12 protein-coding genes are annotated in these 21,548 nt (G+C 71.2%); 6 read left to right on the forward strand and 6 right to left on the reverse strand.

All coding sequences use genetic code 11. The features are described from left to right. Positions 1 to 203 precede the first annotated feature (203 nt). Complete coding sequence (locus E1264_RS04390) at positions 204 to 977, reverse strand: GAF and ANTAR domain-containing protein (protein ID WP_132169801.1); 774 nt, start codon at positions 975 to 977, stop codon at positions 204 to 206. 93 nt (positions 978 to 1,070) lie between these two features. Next, complete coding sequence (locus E1264_RS04395; protein WP_132169803.1) at positions 1,071 to 1,781, reverse strand: GAF and ANTAR domain-containing protein; 711 nt, start codon at positions 1,779 to 1,781, stop codon at positions 1,071 to 1,073. Between the two features lie 329 nt (positions 1,782 to 2,110). Between E1264_RS04395 and E1264_RS43050 the strand changes: the two genes are divergently transcribed. Both E1264_RS43050 and E1264_RS04405 read left to right on the forward strand, forming a co-directional pair. Then, a complete protein-coding gene (locus E1264_RS43050) occupies positions 2,111 to 2,443 on the forward strand; it encodes a hypothetical protein (protein WP_243710742.1) in 333 nt (110 codons plus the stop codon). A 72-nt stretch (positions 2,444 to 2,515) separates the two neighbouring features. Continuing rightward, positions 2,516 to 3,724: a PP2C family protein-serine/threonine phosphatase gene (locus E1264_RS04405; protein WP_243710743.1), complete on the forward strand. Its 1,209-nt coding sequence runs from the start codon at positions 2,516 to 2,518 to the stop codon at positions 3,722 to 3,724. Between the two features lie 257 nt (positions 3,725 to 3,981). Here the strand turns inward: E1264_RS04405 and E1264_RS04410 are convergent, their stop codons facing one another. Continuing rightward, the gene (locus E1264_RS04410; RefSeq protein WP_165963989.1) at positions 3,982 to 4,878 is read right to left on the reverse strand and encodes a site-specific integrase; all 897 of its coding nucleotides are present in this window, start codon (positions 4,876 to 4,878) and stop codon (positions 3,982 to 3,984) included. Between the two features lie 303 nt (positions 4,879 to 5,181). On the opposite strand from E1264_RS04410, the gene E1264_RS04415 reads away from it, so the two are divergent. Next, positions 5,182 to 5,454 (forward strand): hypothetical protein, encoded by a 273-nt coding sequence (locus E1264_RS04415; protein ID WP_132169811.1) that lies wholly within the window; start codon positions 5,182 to 5,184, stop codon positions 5,452 to 5,454. 118 nt (positions 5,455 to 5,572) lie between these two features. On the opposite strand, the gene E1264_RS04420 is transcribed toward E1264_RS04415, so the two are convergent. From E1264_RS04420 to E1264_RS45115, 3 genes are all read right to left on the reverse strand, one after another. Beyond that, positions 5,573 to 5,872: a hypothetical protein gene (locus E1264_RS04420; RefSeq protein ID WP_207935710.1), complete on the reverse strand. Its 300-nt coding sequence runs from the start codon at positions 5,870 to 5,872 to the stop codon at positions 5,573 to 5,575. Between the two features lie 1,537 nt (positions 5,873 to 7,409). Continuing rightward, a complete protein-coding gene (locus E1264_RS04425; RefSeq protein ID WP_132169813.1) occupies positions 7,410 to 8,117 on the reverse strand; it encodes a LysR substrate-binding domain-containing protein in 708 nt (235 codons plus the stop codon). Between the two features lie 185 nt (positions 8,118 to 8,302). Then, positions 8,303 to 8,608, reverse strand: coding sequence for a hypothetical protein (locus E1264_RS45115; protein ID WP_243710744.1), 306 nt, complete (start codon positions 8,606 to 8,608; stop codon positions 8,303 to 8,305). Positions 8,609 to 9,415: 807 nt separating this feature from the next. On the opposite strand from E1264_RS45115, the gene E1264_RS04435 reads away from it, so the two are divergent. The 3 genes from E1264_RS04435 to E1264_RS04445 are packed head-to-tail and all read left to right on the forward strand — an operon-like array spanning position 9,416 to position 21,542. Continuing rightward, a complete protein-coding gene (locus E1264_RS04435) occupies positions 9,416 to 11,410 on the forward strand; it encodes an AMP-binding protein (protein WP_165963990.1) in 1,995 nt (664 codons plus the stop codon). A 4-nt stretch (positions 11,411 to 11,414) separates the two neighbouring features. Then, positions 11,415 to 16,877, forward strand: a complete 5,463-nt coding sequence (locus E1264_RS04440; protein WP_132169817.1) for a type I polyketide synthase — start codon at positions 11,415 to 11,417, stop codon at positions 16,875 to 16,877. Between the two features lie 18 nt (positions 16,878 to 16,895). Then, complete coding sequence (locus E1264_RS04445; protein ID WP_132169819.1) at positions 16,896 to 21,542, forward strand: non-ribosomal peptide synthetase; 4,647 nt, start codon at positions 16,896 to 16,898, stop codon at positions 21,540 to 21,542. Positions 21,543 to 21,548: the final 6 nt, after the last annotated feature.

Below are 21,548 nucleotides of genomic sequence, written 5' to 3' on the forward strand. Positions count from 1 at the left end.
CCCTCCGGGAGCCCACCGCCCCGCCCCATCGCAGCGGTGGCAGCGACCCAGGGCGCAGCGGCCACCGGGCGCACGATCTTCAAGGCCGGGAAACGTTGCCACCGGTGGCCCATGGGCACCGCATATCGCGCACTTAGGCGTTCAGCCGGGCTTCGGCCGACGTCCGCGCGCTCTTCGTCGCCTTCCCTGCCATCGTCCGGCGGTCAGGTCTGGTCGGTGCGGCGGCCGGGATCGTGGGCGTGCGGCGGGCGCAGGGAGCTCACGACGGCGGGGTCGTCGTCGATGACGGCCTGGGCGAGGTCGGCGAGTTTGCGGTTGGTGTTGCGGGCCTGGGTGCGCAGGGCGGCGAAGGCCTGATCGAGGGAGGTCTGGTGGCGTTCGGCGAGCATGCCCTTGGCCTGCTCGATGATCACACGGCTGTTGAGGGCGATCTGCAGTTGCTGGGACAGCAGTTGATGTTCGCGGGCCGCGCGTTCGCCCAGGATGCCGATGGTGGCCACGTCGGCCATCGCCTGCCCCAGCCCCTGGATCGTGGCCGCCTCGGCGGCGGCCAGGACGGCGGAGGGCGCGGTGAACAGGTTCATCGCGCCGATGATCCGCTCGCGCATCCGCATCGGCAACGCCAGGACCCCGCCGTAGCCGGCATCGAGGGCCGCGGAGGTGAACAGCGGCCATTGGGCGGCTTCGGCGGCCAGGTCGGCGACCGTGATGGGACGGCCGGAGGCGAAGCAGTCCAGGCAGGGGCCCTGCCGGGATTGGAGCTGGAACAACTCCAGCAGCCGGGTCTGTTCGCTGGAGGCCGCGATCACCTGCAGCTCGTCGGCCTGGTCGGTGAGCAGGATCCCGGCCGCCTCCACCTCCAGCAGTTCCACGCAGCGCTCGGCCAGCCGGTGCAGGAACTCGATGAGATCGAAGTCGGCCACCAGGGTGTCGGCCAGCTCGACGAACACCTCAGCGAGTCGTTGTTGCTGTGGCATGCCTGCTCAATCCATTTCCTTGGTCCAGTGGCCGGGGTGTCCTGTCGTGCGACGCTGTCCATCGGTAGGCATCGTGTCGATCCATTCGTGTCGTCAGCCGTCGGGGAAGTCGCCGGGGTGAAACCGCAGCCGCCGGTCCACCACCCGGCGGGCCAGCCGGGCCAGCGGGACACCTTCGGTGAAGGCGCGGGCGCGTAACACCGCGAACGCGTCCTGCAGGCCGACGCCGAGCTGGACCGCGACCATCCCGGTCGCCTGGTACACCTCGATCCGGCCCTCGCCGGGCCCGCCCAGCGGCCACGCACCCTGATCCGAGGCCGCCCCGTTCGGCGTGGTCTGGCCGGCGGCCAGCATCACCGCCACCGCCGTCCGGCACAGCGTCACGGCGTCGGCGACCTGCTCCCCGGACAACGAACCCGGCCTGGCCCGGTACAGGGTGAGGGTGCCGAGCCGGATCGCCCCCACCTGCAGCGGAAAGGCGAACACCGCCCAGGCCCCTGCCGCCGTGGCCACCGGCGCGAACATCGGCCACCGGGATGCGCAGGCAGGCGAGGACACATCGGCGACCAGGACCTGGCCTCCGGAGGCCCCCGCCTCGATGGAGGGGCCTTCCCCCAGGGTGAACTGCTGCTCCTCCAAGAGCGCGGCCACCGCATCGGTGGCGTGCGCCCGCTGCCGCCGGTCCGGCCTGGTCGCCACCGACAGGGCCGCCCCGTCCACCTCCACCGCCACCACGGCCGCCTGACACACATGCGCGGCCGACACCAGCTCACCGTCCGCGCACCCGGCGACCAGCTCCCACAACCGGGCCGCCCGGGCCTCGCCCGCCGTCGGTATCGCCGCTCACCGCCTCACCCTGCCCGAGGCGACCGGATGGCCACGCCTCACCCCAGCCCCCCACAGCCTCCCGCACAGGGCCGCCGGGCACGAACACAGACCGGCATCGGTGACGGGGCCACTCCCGCGTGTGGACCACCGCGAGGTGAAGCGGCCGGGCCGCCGGCCCGGCGGCCGGGCTACCGCGTTCCTCGGGGCCCGGCGCGGCCCCGGTGCCTGGCTGGCCCGACACCAGGCATGGAAGGGTTCCACCTGCATCTCACCGCCCTGTTCTGGGTGCTCCCCCGCTGCAGGCCGTGGATTTCCTCCCCGTCCAGCAGGGATTGTTCGGCCTGTACCTGGGCTGTTCGCTCGCGCCCAATCACAAGGGCATGCCGACGCTGGGCAGGAACGACAAGACTGATTTCCTGCGCCGGCAGGTTTTGACCGCGGAACATCCGCGGTGGCCGGATCACCGATTTCGCGCTCGGTGGCTGAACTACCAGCTCGAGCACCATCTGTTCCCGTCCATGCCGCGGCATGCGGTCGGCGGCCATTGCGTCCCGAGCTGGAGTACCGACCTCGCCGGCCGGTCACCGCCGCCGGATGGTGACACTGGGCTTACCCAAGCTTTGAACGTTCCTTGTTGATCGGGCAGTGCCGCCCGCTGCCCGAGGGAACAGTGAGGGGACTAGGGGCCTGCGAGACGGTGGATGGTGCCGGTGGATCGAAGCGAGGGGTTCGGTGAGCGGCTGCTGGGCCAGTTGCTGGACCGGGCGCACGAGATGCCGCCGCAACTCATCGCACCGCTGGTGGCCGAGGAGGTGCACGCGATCGGCGGCCGCGATGTCTCGATCCTGCTGCAGGACTACGCGCAGCTCACACTGGTGTCCCTTCCGGGGCGTGGCCTCAAGGAGACCGAGCCGGTGCCGTTGGTGGGCTCCCTGGCCGGGCAGGCGTTCCTGACCGAGACCGCCGTCGAGCACGCCGAGGCGGACGGTGTGCGACTGTTCCTGCCGCTGCTGGACGGCAGTGACGAGATCGGGGTGATGGCCCTCACCCTGGACGTCGTCGACGATGACGACCGCCGGCTGCTGCGGCGGCTGGCGGGTCTGGTCGCCGACATGCTGGTCACCAAGAACAGCTACACCGACCAGTTCTTCCAGGCGCGGCGGCGGGAACCGATGAGCGTGTCCGCGGAGATCCAGTGGTCGCTGCTGCCCCCGCTGACCATGACGACGCCGCAGATCGCCGTCGCCGGGATCCTCGAACCCGCCTACGACGTCGCCGGCGACAGCCTGGACTACGCCCTCAACGACGACGTCCTGCACCTGGCCATGATCGACGCGATGGGCCACGGCCTGAACGCCGCGGTACTGGCCACCGTCGCCGTGGGCGCCTACCGGCACGCCAGACGGGCCGGCGCCGGCCTCGCAGAGCTGTACGCGTTCATGGACACCGCCATTGACGAGCAGTTCGGCCCCGACCACTTCGTCACCGCGCAGATGATGCGCCTGAACGTCGGGACGGGCCATCTTGAATGGGTCAACGCGGGCCATCCGGCGCCCCTGCTCATCCGGGACCACCACGTTCTGCGCGCCTTGGAGGGTCCCGGGACGCTGCCCGTCGGCATCGGCGGCTCGACACCCGTGATCAACACCCAACAGCTCCGTCCCGGCGACCGGATCCTGACCTACACCGACGGCCTCGTCGAAGAGCACACCGCCGGCGGGGAACAGTTCGGCGAGGACCGCCTGATCGCCACCATCGAACACGTCGAGCCCAGCGCCACGACCGTGCAGCAGATGGTCCGGGACCTCTCCCACACGCTCAAGCGGGAAAGGGGCGGGATCACCAGCGACGACGCCAGCCTCTTCCTCATCGAATGGCGCGGCGGCACCGCCGACCACCTCGCCACGCCCTCGCTGTAACCGCCCGGCCCCCGGTCCCGCGACACCGCCTCTCAGAGTCGAGGAGTGCGAGTAGGTGGGTGAACGGTGCTGCTCACCGACGGCCGGCTCGACGCCGGCATCGGCCCGCGCCGCGCTCGCCCCGCCCCAGATCGCCTCGCAGATGTTCCGGCACGACCCGCTCCGTGATGACCCGGCCGATCCAGATCCCACGGCGGACCGAACCACCGGACGGGACCTCGAACTCGCCCCTGCGGCCACCAGCAGGCGCGCGTGGGTCATTCGTCGATGGTGAGCCGCTGGATGGCTCGCCGGCGGTCCTGCTCGGTGGGCGGACGATGGTGGCGGGCGGTTTCCAGGGAGAGGCCAAGGAGATCAGCGACGACGACGGTGTCAGTCCCCTGGCGGGCCATCGTCTGGCCGGCGGTGTGGCGCAGCACGCGGGGTGTGAAGGCGCCGTCGCGGCCGAGGGGCAGTCCCGCGGCGTCGGCGATGGCGCGCAGCACGGCGTGGGCGGAACGCGACGACAGGCGAGAGCCCCGGCGGTTGAGGAACAGCGCCCGGCTGGTGTCGGCGCCCGTCCAGCCGGCCCGTTCGCCCAGCCACTCTTCCAGCACGGCACGAAGACTCGGGTGCAGGGGCACTTCACGGAATCCGCCGTTCCTGCCGTAGCGGACGATCAGGTCGCCGCCGCGGGCCGGCAGGCGCACGTCGTCGATGTCCAGCCTGCTGATCTCGACGATCCTGGTCCCGGCGTAGTAGGCGGTGAAGGCGATGGCCTTGTCGCGCGCGGAGGCGCGGGCGGCCTCCCGCAGCAGCCTGGCCTGGTCGCGTTCGTCCAGCACGCGCGGGGCGGCGGCCAGAGGAAGCGCGGCGCGTTCGGCGGACGCCGGGCCGAGCCCGCGGCGGCGGTAGAAGTCATCCACCGCGGTCAGATGCGCGTTGACAGTGGCGGGCCTGCGCTGCGCCACGGTCTCCAGGTGGACACGGTAGGCGCGCACGGCCAGGTCGCGGGCGTCAGGCTCGGTAAGCGGGTCGCCCTCGACCGTCCCGTCGACGTCGGCGGCGGCTAGCCAGGCCAGGTACTGGCGGACCCGGGAGGCATAGACGCGGACCGTGCCGGCGTCCAGCGGGCCATCGCACCGGGCGAGGGCGCGTTCGTACTCGGCGAACACCGCTTGCGCCCCCTCCGGAAGCGGAGTCGCGCGGGCGTTGGGCCGCCGCCCGCGGCCGCGTTCATGGCGCCGTCCAGGAGCTTGTTGCGGATTGCCGGGCGGGCGCCGCGGGTCATCGGCCCCGGGCTGTGGGAGCTGGGCTCCAGGCGAGGACGGCGCATCGGAAGGCACCTTGAGAAGTTTACTTCAGATATTCTGCTATATCGGAATTCCCGCAGTAGGGTGAAGGTATCCGGCAACGACGACATCCCCACCCTGAGGGTGACCCGCCAAACCGGCTCACCTCACAAGAAGGGGACGTTCATGCCGATCTTGAATCGTGCTCGTCGACCCGATCTGCCCGGGACGATCCCGGACGGGTTGGCTTCCCGGATGGACCAGGTCTGGCCGGCTGTGATCGCGCTGGCCGCGGTGATCGTGTTCATCGTCTTCCTGGTCCTGGCCGGCCTGCCGATGGCTCTGGCCATGGCGCTGACGACCCTGGTCGCCGGCGCGATCCTCGTCACCCTGGTGACCGGGACCGCCTGGCTCACCGGACTCCGCCGCCTCGCCCCGCAGCTGCGGGGACGCCACTGACCGGCCCGGCCGGCCCGTCCCGATCGACCACCCACCCCCGGGGGACTGCCCTGCGGCCCCCCGGGGAAAAGGGCACAGCGCCGGGCGCTATTGAGTCGGTCGGATCTTTGCCGCCGCGTCATGGAGCAGGCCGGGCGCCAGTCGGCGATGGACTGCGGACAGCGGGGACCACACGAGACGGCCAGGGATCCTGGTCGTGACGGAGGATGGTCACCAGCGGCACACGCCCGTCAGCTGCCTGGACGAGGAGGTTGCCGGTCAGGAACCAGGAGGCGGCCTCGAGCCGGAACCAGTTCTGGCCGCGCCCGGTGATCTGCCATCCGGCCACGGTGTCCGACGATCGGCCCTTGGCGAGCCGCAGACCGAGCAGGACGCGCCAGATCAGCCGTTCCGCGAGGGTGGGGACGTCGCCGAACATCGCCCGGTCCACCGTTCCGGCACCGCGTCTTTGTCCGTGATGAGGGTGAACATATCGGCGTGGCCAACGCATTTGCCTTCAGCCGACGGCTGCCCGGCGACAACGCCGGATTCCGCGAGGTCTCGCTACGAAGCAAGGGCGTCGAACTGCCAGCGCGGCCAGCCTGCTTGACCAACCGTCCCCACCCTTCGCTGCGCCCGAACTGACTGCCGATCACCTTCACTGGTGGCAGATCCCCCGCTGACGTGTGGCTGGCCACCGCCCACTGCCACGCGCGCAACTGGACGTCCGGATCTGCTGTTCTCGCCGTACGGTGAAGAATGTGATGGCTGTCCCACGCGGTATCGACTCCGTCACGCCCGTGGGACGCCTCCGAGGCACGAGAGCAAAGCCGCTGACGCTTGGAGCCTTCTCGGAGTTCCGTCCCGAGCGGCTGGCTGCTTCAGAGCTCCTCTGCGGGACGCTGTGGCCAGGCAGGTTCTCCATGAGAGTCCTCAGAGGGTCGACGAGTCGCCGTGGGGCCTATGGGCGGTCTTAGAGGTCCTATGCGCGGCATCCGACCGGAATGCGGTGGGGCGCGCCGAGCGGTGAATGTGCGGGCCATGTGCCGTCGGTGCGTGTCGCCCCTCGGACACATTTCACGTTCAGGTGCTAGGTCTCTGACCTGGCGCTTTTACCTTTTCGTGGCATGGGGCCAGACCCACCGACCGACAAAAACGCAGGTCGGCGCCATGGGGGGTCATGTCCGCGGGTTCTCCCGATTAGTGCACGTCTTGGCGTAGCGCCTCTCTGTCGATGGGTACAGCCGATCGGAGCTCACAGCTGCGGACGGCACCGGCACTGCGTGGCGGCGGCGCTGGTATCTGGTGCGGGACCGGGGGGTTCCGTCCACTCACTGCTCCCCATCAACCGATCATCAGCCGGCACGAGCCGTGTGCGCTTCGACACCTTGATGATCTCATCGCCCCGGCTTCGGGCGATCAGGATGGTGTCTGTACTGGCGATGGAACCTCTCTGCCTCATTAGGTAGAAGGTGACCACGTAACGACAACTCACCGTGCCAAGTGGCGGCGACCAGGGTCGCATCCGTTACCTGGGCAACCCGTCAATCCCCTTGCATGTGCGAGAGGTTCTTGGGCCGGTCCGGTCAGAGCGCGAGGCACTGCTGTGGCCGTCCCGGCACCGGTACGCCGCCCGGTTGTTGACCCGGCACGGCTCCAGCCGCCGCCCGCAGATTCCGCAGGCAGATGGAGGCGAGCGCCGCGCCGCCGCTCAGTCCGCCGAGGAAGGGGAACTCCGTTGCAGCGCACCGGGTTCGCCGAGGGCGGCCAGTGAGCGCTCGGCCACCGCGCGGAACGCGCTGATCGGTGTTTACAAGCTGACCCCGGGACGAACAAGGGAACGCGCTGTCCACCACCACACCTGAGCGCAACATTGACGCCCGACGCTAGCCTCCATTACTTCGGCGGACGCGCCCGCATCGACGATTGGGCGGAAGGCCACCTGTCCTGGCGGACGGCGGAGTGGACCTGGTGGGTCAGTTCCCGGGCGACGACCTCGACGCCGGGTGGCGTCCGTCCCGCTCGCGGGGTGCACAGGACGACCGAGCGCCAGACTTTGGGATCGCACAGGGGAGCGGCGCTGAGCGTGCCGTTCGCGACGCCGGTGTCGATCCCCACCCCGGCAGGATCGTCCAGCCGTGACCGGCGAGGACGAGCCTCTTTTGCACCTGCATGGAGTTGGTTTGGACGACCACGTCCATCTGGGTCTCGTCGACCCTCGCCCGTGCCGCGGCGGCGTCGATCAGGGCGCGCAGCCCGTGCCCGGTCGCGGTCATGATATTTTCCGCGACCCGCGCGAACGGGACAGGACGGTCGGCGTGCAGGCACGCAGAGGGCGGTGCCACGGCCCACGGCCGCCCGCGGACGAGGGGCTGGGCGTTGAGCGACGGGGTGCTGTCCATGTCGTAGAGGAGAATGAGATCCAGGTCTCCCCTGCCGAGCCGCAGTTGCAGGTGGCCGGAGTAGGCGGTGAACAGGCGCAGGTCGATGCCGGGCTGGTCACGGGCGAGGGCCGCCACCAGCGGCCCGGAGAGCAGGTCCGCCGTGCTCTCCAGCAGGCCGACGGTCACGATCCCGGTCACCATGCCGGGGGAGGGCCGGACCTCCGCGCGGGTCCGATCCAGTTCGCCCAGGGCACGACGGGCGTGCTCGATCACGACGACCCTCGCCTGCGTGGGGCGCATAACCTGCCGGGTCCGTTCGCGAATGGTTGACTGCGTGCCGCTTCATGAGCCCGGGGGTGGTCCGGATGGGATTCCCGTGTTCCGGCGGTGACGTGGTGACATCTGGCGGAGTTCGCATCGACGTCCGCCAGATGTTCGTGTGAGCATGGCGTCCAGAATGACCACTACCGCCCGGGCCTCTGGGCTCAGGGTCCCGGGCCTGGACATCGCCGCTCACTCCGCCCCAGGTGGGCCAGGAGTGCGACGAAGGTGCCGGCGGTCGGGGTGATAAGGACCGGCTCGGCGAACAGGCCGGCGCGGCGCTGGTCGTCGCCGACGGAGTCCCGGGCGTACGCCCAGACCTCCACGACCTCCTCGTCGGCCGGGTGATCGATTTTCGGCGCGCTCCAGCACAGAACCTCGCGCAGCAACACCACCGCGCGCTGCGTGGCCGGCAGCAGCTGCAGAGCCGCGACGAAGGCCAGCGCTACCGACTCGCGTTCCTCCACCACCCGGACAGGGTCGAGCACAGCGGGCACGCGCCTGATAAGTGCGCAGGCTCCGCCACGCCCGCAGCATGGTGGCCTGAATCGCCTCCTCGGCATCGGTCAGCGACCCGAGCATGCGGTAACGGTGCAGATGCAGGGCCCGCCGACGCGGCGCCGGCAGCGTCTCGAACGCCACCTCGTCGCCGGACCGCGCGCGGCCGCCAGCGGCCCCGCCACAGCACATGACACCCGAAGAGCGTCTTTGGGACCTGGTCGAGCCGACGCTCACCGATCCCACCGTCACCCGGTCGACCATGATGGGGATGCCCTGTGTCCGCCACCGCGGACGCTTCTTCGCCGCACTGAATACGCGCAACCAGACCTTGCTGGTCAAGCCACCCCAGGACAGGTCGCGCAACTCATCGCCGAAGGCGTCGGTGAGCCGTTCACACCGGCGGGACGAAGGTTCCGCGAATGGGTCGCCCTGCCCGACGATCGAGTGGAACGACGGCTGCAGCCCGGCAGCCTGCCCGGGGTTCCTTCCGAGGGGTTCGCGCTGGTCGACCCCGGCGACCTGGCGATCCGCCGACCCTGAACGGACGCCCGGCCCCTCGGAACCAAGCGCCGCCCTGTGATCATCACCGCAAAATTTCGCGGAATTGTGCGCTCCATTGGTGTGCACTTTGGCGTCACTCATTTGTTCGCACCTTTGAGGATTGTCGCGTCCCGCCCGAGCTCGTCATTATTGAGGAAATCTGTTCTCGACGGGATGTAATTGCCATGGCGCTGCGAAGACCTTATGCCGGCGACCACGAAACGCTGGTGGACCTTGTGCGACGACGTGCGCTCGAGCGGCCGGAGCGGCGTACGTTCACGTTCCTCGTCGACGGCGGGGAGCGCGAGGAGAGCATCACCAACGCGGAATTGGACGCGCAGGCACGCGCCATCGCCTGCCTATTGCAAGAGCGCGAGCTGAGTGGCGAGCGTGTTCTTCTGCTCTTTCTCCCGGGCCTCGAACTGATCACCGCACTCTTCGGATGCCTTTACGCTAAGACCGCCGCCGCCCTCGCCTATCCCCGACAATTCGGCCGTAACCGGTCTCGGCTGCTGTCGATGGCCGCCGACTCACAGCCGAGTGCGCTGCTGACGACGTCGATGATGGCGAAACAGAGTGCACAGGCCTTCGCCGATGCGCCGCTGCTCGACGCGCTGCCGAAGCTCACGACCGACGACGTCGATCCGGCGAGGGCGGCGAGTTGGAGGAATCCGGGCATCCGCCCCGACGACCTGGCGCTGCTGCAGTACACCTCGGGTTCCACCCGGGCGCCCCGCGGTGTGATGGTGACGCATGCGAACCTGATGCATAACCTCGGGTCCGCCACCGGTTCCTTTCTCGGGATCACCGCCGACAGCCGAGGGGTCCTTTGGCTGCCCCCCTATCACGACATGGGGCTGATCGGCGGCATCTTCGCATGGCCGTACCTCGGCGCCACGGTGACCTTGATGTCGCCGATGGCCTTCCTGCAGCGGCCGGTGCGGTGGCTTCAGGCCATCTCCCGGACCAAGGCCACGGTCAGCGGGGGCCCCAACTTCGGCTACGACCTGTGCGTTCGCAAGATCACACAAACCGAGTCGGCCGGTGTGGACCTCACGAGCTGGACGGCCGCTTGGAACGGCGCCGAGACCGTGCGCACGGAGACACAGGCGCGGTTCGCGGAGACCTTCCGGAGTCGCGGCTTCCGCGGCGAGGCGTTCCGGCCCTGCTACGGGCTCGCGGAGGCCACGCTCATCGTCACCGGGTGCTCGTGGCCGGCGACGTCCGTCAGCCGTCCGGCCTCGCCACGGGCGGCTGACGGCGCCGGCGCCCGAGAGACGGGAAGCATCGTGAGCTGTGGCCGTCCGTTGAGGGGCCAGCGGGTCGTCATCGCGGATCCGGAGCACCGGACGCGCCGCGCGCCCGGAGAGGTCGGCGAAATATGGGTGGCGGGCCCGAGCGTGGCCGCCGGGTACTGGGGCCGTCCCGAGGAGAGCGCGCGCGTCTTCGGCGCCACGCTCGCCGACGGTGACGGCCCGTTCCTGCGTACCGGTGATCTCGGCTTCCTGCGGGACGGCGAGCTGTACGTCGCCGGTCGCCTGAAGGACCTGATCATCATCCGGGGCCGCAACATCCATCCCCAGGACGTGGAGCACACGGCCGAGAGGTGCCACCCCGCGCTGCGGCCGGGGTCAGGGGCCGCGTTCTCGGTCGACGTGGACGGCACCGAGAACCTCGTCGTCGTCTTCGAGGTGAACGCCGGCCCCGCGACGTCGCTGAGCGAGGTCGCCGAGGCGGTCCGGCACGCGGTCGTCCTCGGCCACGAGGTGCACCCCCACGCCGTCGTCCTGATCGAGCCGCGCGGCATCCCGAAGACATCGAGCGGCAAGATCCAACGCGGCGCCACACGGGATTCGTTCCTAGCCGGGACGCTCCCGGTGCTGACCGAGGTCCGCGCCGCGACGGCGCCCGGGCAGCGGCCGGGGCGGGGTCCGGAGCGCATGGACAGGCAGTGGATCCAGGACTGGCTGGTCACCGAGCTGGCCCGCCGGGCGGATGTCGATCCCGAACGGATCGACCTGGACGCGTCCTGGCACGACCACGGCCTCGACTCGCTCCAGAGCGTCGCGCTGGTCCGCGAACTCGAGGAGCTCCTCGGCATCGCGCTGCCGGAGACGCTGGCCTGGGACCACCCCAGCACCACCGCGCTGGCGGAGCATCTCGCCCGCCTCACCGCGGATACGCGGCACACCGCGGACACGTCCGGCGATCGTCTTCCGGCAGGGGGCTAGGTCCATGGAGCCCGTCGCGATCATCGGCATCGGATGCCGGTTCCCCGGCGCCGACGGCCCCGACCAGTTCTGGCGGCTCCTGCGCGACGGGGGCGACGCGATCACAGAAGTGCCGCCGGACCGGTGGGACGCCGACGGCTTCTACGACGCGGACGGCGCGGCGCCGGGGAAGACGAACAGCCGGTGGGGCGGTTTCCTGCGCGACATCGACCGCTTCGACCGCGAGTTCTTCGGCATCTCGCCGCGTGAGGCGAGCACCCTCGACCCCCAGCAGCGGCTCCTTCTCGAAGTCACCTGGGAGGCGTTCGAGGACGCCGGTCAGGTGCCCGCAGCCCTCGCCGGCGGCGACGCCGGTGTCTTCGTCGGCATCAGCACCTACGACTACGCCCTGCTGCAGGCCCCCCGGCTGGGCGCCGTCGACGCGTACTGGGGCACCGGCAACGCGCTCAGCGTCGCCGCGAACCGGATCTCCTACATGTTCGACCTGCACGGTCCGAGCATCGCCGTGGACACGGCCTGCTCGTCGTCCTTGGTGGCCGCCCACATGGCATGCCAGAGCCTCTGGAACGGGGAGTCGCGGCTCGCGGTGGTGGGCGGCGTGAACGTGATCCTCTCCCCCATCGCCGCGATCAACTTCGCCAAGGCCGGGGTCATGGCGCCCGACGGGCGGTGCAAGACGTTCGATGCAGGTGCGGACGGTTACGTGCGCAGCGAAGGCGCGGGCGTGGTGGTGCTGAAGCCGCTGTCGCGGGCTCTCGCCGACGGCGACCCGATCCGGGCCGTGATCCGCGGAGGAGCGGTCGCGCACGACGGGCGCACGAACGGGCTGATGGCCCCGAACAGCGGGTCGCAAGAGGCCCTGCTGCGCGCCGCGTACCGGCACAGCGGCGTCGCCGCGGGCGACGTCGACTACGTGGAGGCGCACGGAACCGGCACATTCCTCGGTGATCTGATGGAGGCGCGGGCCCTCGCGGACGTGGTGGGGCGCGGCCGCCCGCCGGATCGTCCCTGCATCGTCGGGGCGCTCAAGTCGAACATCGGCCACCTGGAGGCCGCCGCCGGCATCGCGGGTCTGATCAAGACGGCGCTGATGCTTGAGCACCGGCAGGTCCCGCCGAGCCTGCACGTCCGGAATCCGAATCCGCGGATCGACTTCGAAAGGCTGCGGCTTCGGGTGGCACGCGCGCTCGAACCCTGGCCGGACCGCGAGGGCCCGGCCCGCGCGGGCGTCAGCTCGTTCGGGTTCGGCGGCACGAACGCGCACCTCGTGCTCGAAGAGGCGCCGGCCGTACCGGAATCGGAACGGGACGGCGCGTCGCCGGATCCGGAGAAGGCCGTCCTGGTCCCCATCTCCGCCCGCGGCCACGAAGCCCTACGGCAGGCGGCGCGACGGTTCCTGGACGTGCTCGGCCCCGAAGTCGGTAACGGGCACGGCCTCGCCTCGATCGCCCACACCGCCGGTGCCCGCCGTTCGCATCACCGGCACCGCCTGGCGCTCGTCGCCACCGCTCGCGAGCGCGCCGCGGACCAGACTCACGCCTTCCTGGCCGGTGCGCCGCACCCCGGGGTGGCCACCGGCGACGCCGGTCCGCGGCGGCGGCGCCTGGTGTTCGTCTGCCCGGGGCAGGGCCCGCGCTGGTGGCCGCTCGACCCCGCGCTTCGCGAGGAACCGGCGCTGCTCACGACGCTGGAGGAATGCGAACGCCTGGTACGGGCCCAGACCGGCTGGTCCCTCCTGGAGCAGCTGTGGGCGGACGAGACGGCGTCCCGCCTCGACGAACCGGACTTCTGCCAGCCCGCGCTGTTCGCGCTCCAGGTCGCCCTGGCCGAGCTGTGGCGATCGTGGGGCATCACCCCGGACGCCGTGGTGGGGCACAGCGTGGGCGAGGTCGCCGCCGCGTACCTCGCCGGGGCGGTGCGCCTGGACGAGGCCGTGCGCGTCGCCTGCCGGCGGGGCCAGGTGATCCGCACCGCCTCGGGCAGCGGGCGGATGGCCGTCCTGGAGCTGTCCGCCGAAGCCGCCCACGAGGCGCTGCGCGGGTACGCCGATCGCGTGTCGGTGGCGGCGATCAACGGGCCGACCTCGACCGTGATCTCCGGAGACGTGGCGGCGATCGACGAGATCACCGGCCGGATGAGGGCCGACGGCGTCTTCTGCCGGATTCTCGAATCCGTCGACTTCGCGTCGCACAGCCCGCACATGGATCCGCTCAAGGCCGAACTGGCGAAGGCCCTGGGCGACGATGTGCGGCCGACACCGGTGCGGCTGCCGATGTACTCGACGGTGACGGGCGCCGTGGCCGACGGCGAGACGCTCGACGGCGCCTACTGGGCCGAGAACCTACGCGCGCCGGTGCTCTTCGACACGGCAGTCACGGGCCTCCTCGAAACCGGTCATGACGTGTTCGTCGAGCTCTCGTCGCATCCCATGTTGCTCGCGGCGATCGCACAGCGTGCGCAGGGCCGCGGGCGGGAGGCCGTGCTCCTGGCCTCGCTGCGCCGCGCCGAGCCGCCGCGCGAAACACTGCTGACATCGCTCGGGAAGCTCTACACGGTCGGTTTCGACCCCGCATGGGACGCCCTGCGTCCCGAGCCCGCGAGGCCGGGCCGTCCCGTGCGGCTGCCGGGCTACCCGTGGCAGCGCGAGCGGTGCTGGTTCGACCCCCGGCGCGGCCTCATCGCGCACCAGCCGGGCGAGGACGCCGGCCATCCCCTCCTCGGGCGGCACGTCGAGCTCGCCGGGCCGGACGGCGACCACGTCTGGCAGGGCACGTTGGGCGTCGGCGCCCCGGCGTTCCTCGGCGGCCATCGTGTGGACGGCGCCGCGGTGGTGCCCGCGGCCGCCTGGCTCGAGATGGCGCGGGCCGCCGCGGCGGTCGCGATCGAAGCGCCGGTCACCGTGCTGACCGGGGTCGAGTTCCGGCGCATGCTCCGCCTCGCCGACGCGGGCGCGTCCACCACCCAGCTGCGGGTCGTCGACACGGGTGCGCAGGGGGCGGGTTTCCGCGTCTTCGCCCGCCCCGCCGAAGACGCGCATGACCGGTCGGCCTGGACCTTGCACGTGACCGGGACGATCGCGTCCGGCGAACCGGAACGCGCGGCCGTCGATCTCGATGCCGTCCGCGGACGGTGCGGAAAGACGATCGACGTCGCCGACCTCTACGCGGCAATGCGCTCGCATGGACTGGAGTACGGCCCCTCGTTCCGAGGCGTCGGGCGGCTATGGCGGGGCGAGGGGGAAGCGCTGGCCGCGCTCGCGGTGCCGTCTGAGCTGGACCCCGAGCTGGACGCGTACGGCATCCATCCGGCGCTTCTCGACGCCGGGCTCCAGGTGCTCGGGGCCGCTCTGCAGGGCCGCACCGATGACGAGAACCCGCGTCCGTACGTGCCCGTCAGGATCGATCGGGCGATCCTGCAGCCGGGACTCGCGGGCCCCTGCGCGGGGCGTCACCTATGGGTGCACGCACGCGTGCGACCCGGGAACGACGTGGGGCCGTCCCACGCGGCGGCAGGCGACGTGACGCTGACCGACGGCGACGGCCAGGCTCTGGCGGTGCTGGAGGGCGTCCATCTGAGACGCCTCACGGGCCTTCGAGGAGCGGGACTCGATCGTGCCCTCTACGAGCTGCGGTGGCGGCGAGCGGATCGCCGGGCCGTGGAACGGGCGGGCGCCGCGGGAGGCTGGCTGCTGTTCGCCGACGGTCGCGGTGTGGCGTCCGATCTCGCGGGACGTCTCGCCGACGGCGGCGAACGCGCCGTTCTCGTGGTCCCGGGGGCCGGCTACGACGAATCGGGGCCGGACCGGATCACGATCCGTCCCGACAGCGCCGCAGACGTGCGCCGCGCGGTGAGCGCCGCGCGGACGCGGATGGGGACGCTGCGCGGGGTCGCGCATCTCTGGAGCCTGGACGCCCCATCGCCGGACCGGTCCGGAGTCACCGGTCTTCGCGATGCGCAGGTCCGCGGCGCGGTCAGCGTGCTGCACCTGATCCAGACGCTCACTTCGGCTCCTGGCCCGCCGCGGCTGTGGCTGGTGACGAGCGGCGTCCATGGTGTCGGCGCCGCGCAGGCTCCGGTCTCCGTGGCTCAGGCGCCGGTCTGGGGGCTGGGCAGGGTCGCGGCACTGGAGCATCCGGAGCTGCACCCCGTGCTGGTGGACCTCGATCACGTCCGCGACCACGTGCGCGACGTCCCGGCGGCGTGGCTGGCGGACGAGCTGCGTGCCGACGACGACGAGAACGAGGTGGCGTGCCGGGACGGCGAGCGCTACGTGGCCCGCCTGGTTCCCGCCGGGACGTCCACGGCGCCGACCGTGCCGTCCGACGCCGTGCGCGCGAACGCGACCTACCTGATCACCGGTGGCCTGGGAGCGCTCGGACTGCACGTGGCCGGCTGGCTGGTCGAGCACGGTGCGCGCCATCTCGTCCTCGTCGGCAGGCGGGGCCCTGACGAGGGCGCGGAGCAACGGCTCCGGACGCTGCGGGACACGGGGGCCGAGGTCCGCCCGGTGCGCGCCGACGTTGGCGACGAGCAGGCGTTCTCCCACGCCCTCGCGGAGGCGACGGAGTTCATGCCGCCACTGCGGGGCGTCGTCCACGCGGCCGGTGTGCTCGACGACGCGACGCTCCACACGCTCACCGCGGAACGTCTCTTGGCCGTCTTCGAACCCAAGGTGGCCGGCGCCTGGAACGTCCACGCCTGTACGGCGCACCTGCCGCTCGACTTCTTCGTGATGTTCTCGTCGGCCGCGGCCGTGCTCGGCTCGCCGGGACAGGGCAACTACGCGGCGGCCAACGCGTTCGTCGACGCCCTGGCATCGCTGCGCGCGTCGCAGGGGCGCCCGGCCCTGAGCGTCGCCTGGGGCCCGTGGGAGGACGCGGGGCTCGCGGTCCGGTCCGGGGGCGCCGACAGGCTGGCCGCGCTCGCCGGGATCGAGGGCATCGAGCCCGCCGACGGTGTCGAGATCTTCGGCCGGCTGCTCGGCGCGCGGACGCACTGGCTCGCCGTGATGCCGATCGACCGGCGGCGCTGGGCGGAGCGCCCGCCGGTCGCCGCGCGCTCCCCGCTCGTCGCCGAGCTGGCCGTCCCGGACGCCGCCACGCCGCCCGACGGCGGACGGGGCGCGCTCACCGCCGCCGACCTGCTCGCCGCCGACCCGGCGGACCAGCAGGAACTGCTCGAGTCGTACCTCCGCGTCGAGATCGCGCGAGCGCTCGAGATGCCTCTGGACCAGCTCGACATCGACGAGCCGTTGACCAGCATCGGTGTGGACTCACTGGTCGCGGTCGGTGTGAAGAACCAGATCGAAGTGGAACTCGGCATGTCGCTGCCGCTGGCCGACGCGCTGGAAGGCTCCAGCCTGCGGGAGATCGCCGCGCGGATGCTGGCCGGCGACCCGGTCGGCGCCACTCGGCCGCGGGAGGACGGAACGCAAGAAATGGATTGGGAAGAGTTCGAAATTCTCTGAATTCTCCTTGGGGGAGTCATGGACCGTGTGAACGACCTGCTCGCGGACCTGTCACGACGTGGAGTGGACCTGTGGGTCGACGGCGACGAGCTGCACTGCCGCGCCCCGAAGAACGCCCTGACGGCCAGTCTGCGCACCGCGATGCAGGACCAGAAACAGGCGCTCATCGCGGCGCTGCGCGAGCGCTCCGCCACCCCGCCGACGGCCATCGGCAAGATCGAGCCGGCGCCGGACCGGCTGCACCTTCCCTTCCCGCTCTCGGACATGCAGCAGGCCCTGTTCGCCGGGCAGCGCGACGCGTTCGAGATCGGCAATCTCTCGGGCAACGGCTACGTCGAATTCGACACGGTCGCCCTCGACTGGGACCGGTTCACCTGGGCGTGGAAGCGCATGCTCGAGCGGCACCACATGCTGCGGTGCATCGTGCTTCCGGACGGTCACAACCAGATCCTGCCCGACGTGCCGGAATACCGGATCGAGGAACTCGACCTGCGGGGCCGACCGGCCGCCGAGGTCACGGCGAAGCTGGACGAGCTCCGCCGGACGATGCCGCAGGAGACGTTCAGGCCGGACAGGTGGCCGCTGTTCCGGCTGCGCGCGGTCCGGCTCGACGACGACCGCAGGCGGTTCCACCTCGCCTCGAGCCTCATGGTCGCCGACTCGCTGAGCCTGCAGATCCTCTTCAAGGATCTCGCACGGCTCTACGCCGGGGAGGAGCTGCCGCCCCTTGAGCTGTCCAATCGCGACTACATCGTTGCCAAGGCGGAACTGAAGGGCACGCCCGTCCACGACCGCGCCCTCGACTACTGGCGGCGGCGGCTGCCGACGCTTCCTCCTCCGCCCGAGCTCCCGATCGAGATCCCGCGTTCCACCGAGAGCATGCCGTCGGTGGCGCTGAGCGCCCGGCTGCTCGAGCCCGAGCCCTGGGCGCGGATGAAGGAGCGCGCGAAAGAGGAGGGCCTGATGGTCGGCGCCGTGCTCCTGACCGCCTTCTCCGACGTCATCGCGGCCTGGAGCAAGACCCCCGAGTTCAGCCTCAACGCGCCGTTCTGGGACAGGTTGCCGGTCCACGACCAGGTGAACCAGATCGTCGGCAGCTTCGCCCTGCCGAATCACCTCGCGGTTCGTGCGCTGCCGGACTCCACGTTCCTCGAGCGCGCCCGGCGCCTGCAACGCCAGCTGGTGGAGGACCTGGAGCACTGCCGGTACGTCAGCGGCGTCCAGGTGATGCGCGAGCTGGCGAAGGCGCACGGGGGGACGCCGCGCCGCAACACCTATGTGGTGTTCAACAGCGTCGAAATGAGCAGCGTCGACGTCTCGGCGCTGGGCACGCCCGGCTACACCGTCAGCCAGACGCCGCAGGTGTACCTGGAGGCGCGCAGCGCCGAGCGGAACGGTGCGCTCGAATTCACCTGGGACATCCTGGAGCCGGTGTTCCCGCCCGGACTCGCCCGGGACATGCTGGACGCCTTCGCGCGACATGTGCGCCGGCTCGCCGAGGAGCCGGGCGGCTGGGAGGAACGCAGCCGGCGGCACATCGTGCCGGAGGCCCAGCGTGCGCGGCAGCGCGAGGTGAACGCGACGGCGGCGGCGCTGCCCGGCGGGCTCCTGCACGCCCCGTTCATGGCCCAGGCGGCACGCAGGCCGGAGCAGCCGGCGGTCATGTCGACGGCCGGGAGGCTCACGTACGGCGACCTCGACCGGCGCTCCACCCGCCTCGGCCGCCGGCTGCGCGAACAGGGCGCCGTGCCCAACTCCCTCGTCGGTGTGGTGATGGAGAAGGGCTGGGAGCAGGTCGTGGCCGTGCTCGGCGTGCTCAAGGCGGGAGCCGCCTATCTGCCGCTGGACGCGACGCTGCCGCAGGAACGGCTGCACCACATCCTGGAGAACGCCGAGGCCGGGATCGTGCTCACCCAGCGGGCCGTCGACGAGCGGTTCGACTGGCCCGCGGGCGTACGGCGGCTGTGCGTCGACACCCAGCCTCTCGACGACGTCAGCGAGGAGCCCCTCGAACCGGTCCAGGGCGAAGGCGACCTGGCGTACGTGATCTACACCTCCGGCTCGACAGGCCGGCCGAAGGGGGTGATGATCTCCCACCGCGCCGCGCTCAACACGGTCGCCGACGTCAACCGGCGGTTCGGGATCGAGCACGGTGACAGGGTTCTGGGCCTGTCCGCGCTGAGCTTCGACCTGTCCGTCCACGACGTCTTCGGGACGCTCGCGGCGGGAGGAACGCTCGTGCTGCCGGACGTGTCCGGCCTGCTCGACCCGCAGCACTGGCTGGAGCTGATGCGGCGGGACCGCGTCACGGTGTGGAACTCCGTGCCGGGCTTCATGCAGATGCTGGTCGAATACGCCGAAGGCGTCGGGACGGCCGTTCCGGGCTCGCTCCGGCTGGCCCTGCTGAGCGGCGACTGGATCCCGGTCGGGCTTCCCGGCCGGCTCCGGCGCCTTGCGCCGGGGGTGCGCATGATCAGCCTCGGCGGCGCCACCGAGGCGTCGATCTGGTCGATCCTGCACCCGATCGAGGACGTGGATCCGGACCGGCCGAGCATCCCGTACGGCAAGCCGATGGCCAACCAGCAGGTCCACGTACTGGACCACGAGCTGGACATGCGACCGGACTGGGTGCCGGGCGACCTGTACATCGGCGGCGTGGGCCTGGCCGAAGGTTACTGGCGCGACGAGGAAGCGACGCGCGCCGCGTTCATAGTCCATCCCGGGACCGGCGAACGGCTGTACCGGACGGGTGACATCGGACGCCGTCTACCTGACGGCGCCATCGAGCTACTGGGAAGAGAGGACTTCCAAGTGAAGGTCGGCGGGTACCGAATCGAACTGGGCGAGATCGAGAAGACGCTGCGGGAGCACCAGGCGGTCGGAGACGCGATCGCCATAGCGGCGGACGAGGAAGGCGGAGGCAAGCGGCTCGTGGCGTACGTCGTCGCGGCGAACGACGCGCGGCCCGGGACGAGCGAGCTGCGGACCTTCGTCCGCGACAAGCTGCCCGAGTACATGGTCCCCAAGAACGTGGTCCTGCTCGACGAGATGCCGCTCACGGCGAACGGCAAGGTCGACAGGGCGGCCCTGGCCGCCCGCGACCTGCCCGCCGCGCCCGCCGCCGGCCGTGGTCCGGTGGCGCCGCGCACGCCGCTGGAAAGGCAGCTGGCCGGGCTCTGGACCGACGTCCTGGGGGCCGCCGAGCTGAGCATCTACGACAGCTTCTTCGACCTGAGCGACGACTCGCTGCAGGCCGTGAACCTCGTCTCGAAGATCTCGGAGCTGGTCGGGAAGCAGATCGGGGTGCGCTACCTGTTCGCGCACCCGACCATCGCCGAGCTGTCGGCCGCCCTCGGCGCGCCGACCGACGGCCAGGGAGCGAGCGCCGAAGCGCTCGCCGGTTCGGCCAACGGGGAGCAGGGCCACGGCGGCGTCTCCATCGAGCGGCGGGACCTGCTGACGCTCTTCGCGTCCGGCCGGGCCGAGCCGGTGGAAGGGGCGGCCATCCTGGCCCTGCCCGCGGGCCTGTTCGAGCGGGCGGGCCTCGACCCCACCGAGAGCAAGGCCGCCATCGACAACCTGGGCGGGCTGCCCATGCTGGTCGGCGTCATCACCACCCAGCTGGGCCGGATCGCCGCGGTCATGATCCCGCGCCTCGACACGGCGGAGCTCTACCTGGACCGGGAGGGCCTGGTCGGCACCATTCTGGAGGGAATCGAGATGGCGGGCCGGCTCGGGGCGGGCAGCGCCTCGCTCAGCGGCCTGCTGGTGTCGGCGACCGAGTACGGCCAGGCCGTCGCGAACGCCCTGGAGCAGCGCACCGACCTGCCCCGGGTCACAAGCGGCCACGACACCACCGCGGCCTCGGTGCTTCTGGTCGTGGAGGCCATGCTGCGCCACGGCGGCCGCCGTATAGAGGACGAGGTCCTGTGCAGCCTCGGGGTCGGGTCCGTGGGCCGGGCGTCCCTGGAACTGATGCTGCGGCACCTGCCGCACCCCCGCGAGCTCATGCTCTGCGACCCGTACGCGCAGCGCGGCTCGGTCGAGCAGGTCGCAGAGGAGGTGCGCGACACGTTCGGCTACCGGGGCGAGATCCGGGTCATCGGCGCCACGGCCGAGCTGCCGGACGAGTTCTACGAGGCGACGCTGATCAGCGCGGACACCAACGCGCCCGACATCGTCGATGTGGCGCGCCTCCGGCCGGGGGCCATCCTGGTCGACGACTCGATCCCGCCGTGCTACGACCGTGACGCCGCGCTCGCCAGGGCGGAGGAGCGGGCCGACGTGCTGTTCGCCCAGGGCGACGTGGTGCGCGCCAAGACGCCGATGGGCAAGGTGCTGTACTGGCCGCCGGCGATGACCCAGATGTTCGGCGCGGAGGGCATCGACGAGTTCATCCGCAGCACCCCCGACGCCTCGAGCCCGGTGGACATCACCAGCTCCGTGCTTTCCTCGCTGCTCGTCGAGCGAGTGGAGGGAATCGAGCCCACGGTGGGCCCGGCCGACCCGGACAGGTGCGTGAAGCATCTCGAGACCCTCCGCGGTCTCGGGTTCGACGGCGGCGCCCCGCAGTGCGACGGCATCTTCCTCAGCGAGGGGGCGGTCACCCGGTTCCGGGAACAGTTCGGGGTCACCTCCGAGCAGGCCGCCGCGCCGAGGCCGTAGGCATCC

This window comes from Actinomadura sp. KC216, from assembly GCF_004348535.1.
In the GTDB taxonomy this organism is placed as follows: Bacteria; Actinomycetota; Actinomycetes; order Streptosporangiales; family Streptosporangiaceae; genus Spirillospora.

What these genes read in the sequence shown, in the direction of transcription:
- E1264_RS04445 (WP_132169819.1), top strand. Translation starts at nt 16,896, where the DNA reads ATGGACCGTGTGAACGACCTGCTCGCGGACCTGTCACGACGTGGAGTG.
- E1264_RS04425 (WP_132169813.1), bottom strand. Translation starts at nt 8,117, where the DNA reads ATGCGCCCCACGCAGGCGAGGGTCGTCGTGATCGAGCACGCCCGTCGT.
- E1264_RS04420 (WP_207935710.1), bottom strand. Translation starts at nt 5,872, where the DNA reads ATGTTCGGCGACGTCCCCACCCTCGCGGAACGGCTGATCTGGCGCGTC.
- E1264_RS04390 (WP_132169801.1), bottom strand. Translation starts at nt 977, where the DNA reads ATGCCACAGCAACAACGACTCGCTGAGGTGTTCGTCGAGCTGGCCGAC.
- E1264_RS04415 (WP_132169811.1), top strand. Translation starts at nt 5,182, where the DNA reads ATGCCGATCTTGAATCGTGCTCGTCGACCCGATCTGCCCGGGACGATC.
- E1264_RS04440 (WP_132169817.1), top strand. Translation starts at nt 11,415, where the DNA reads ATGGAGCCCGTCGCGATCATCGGCATCGGATGCCGGTTCCCCGGCGCC.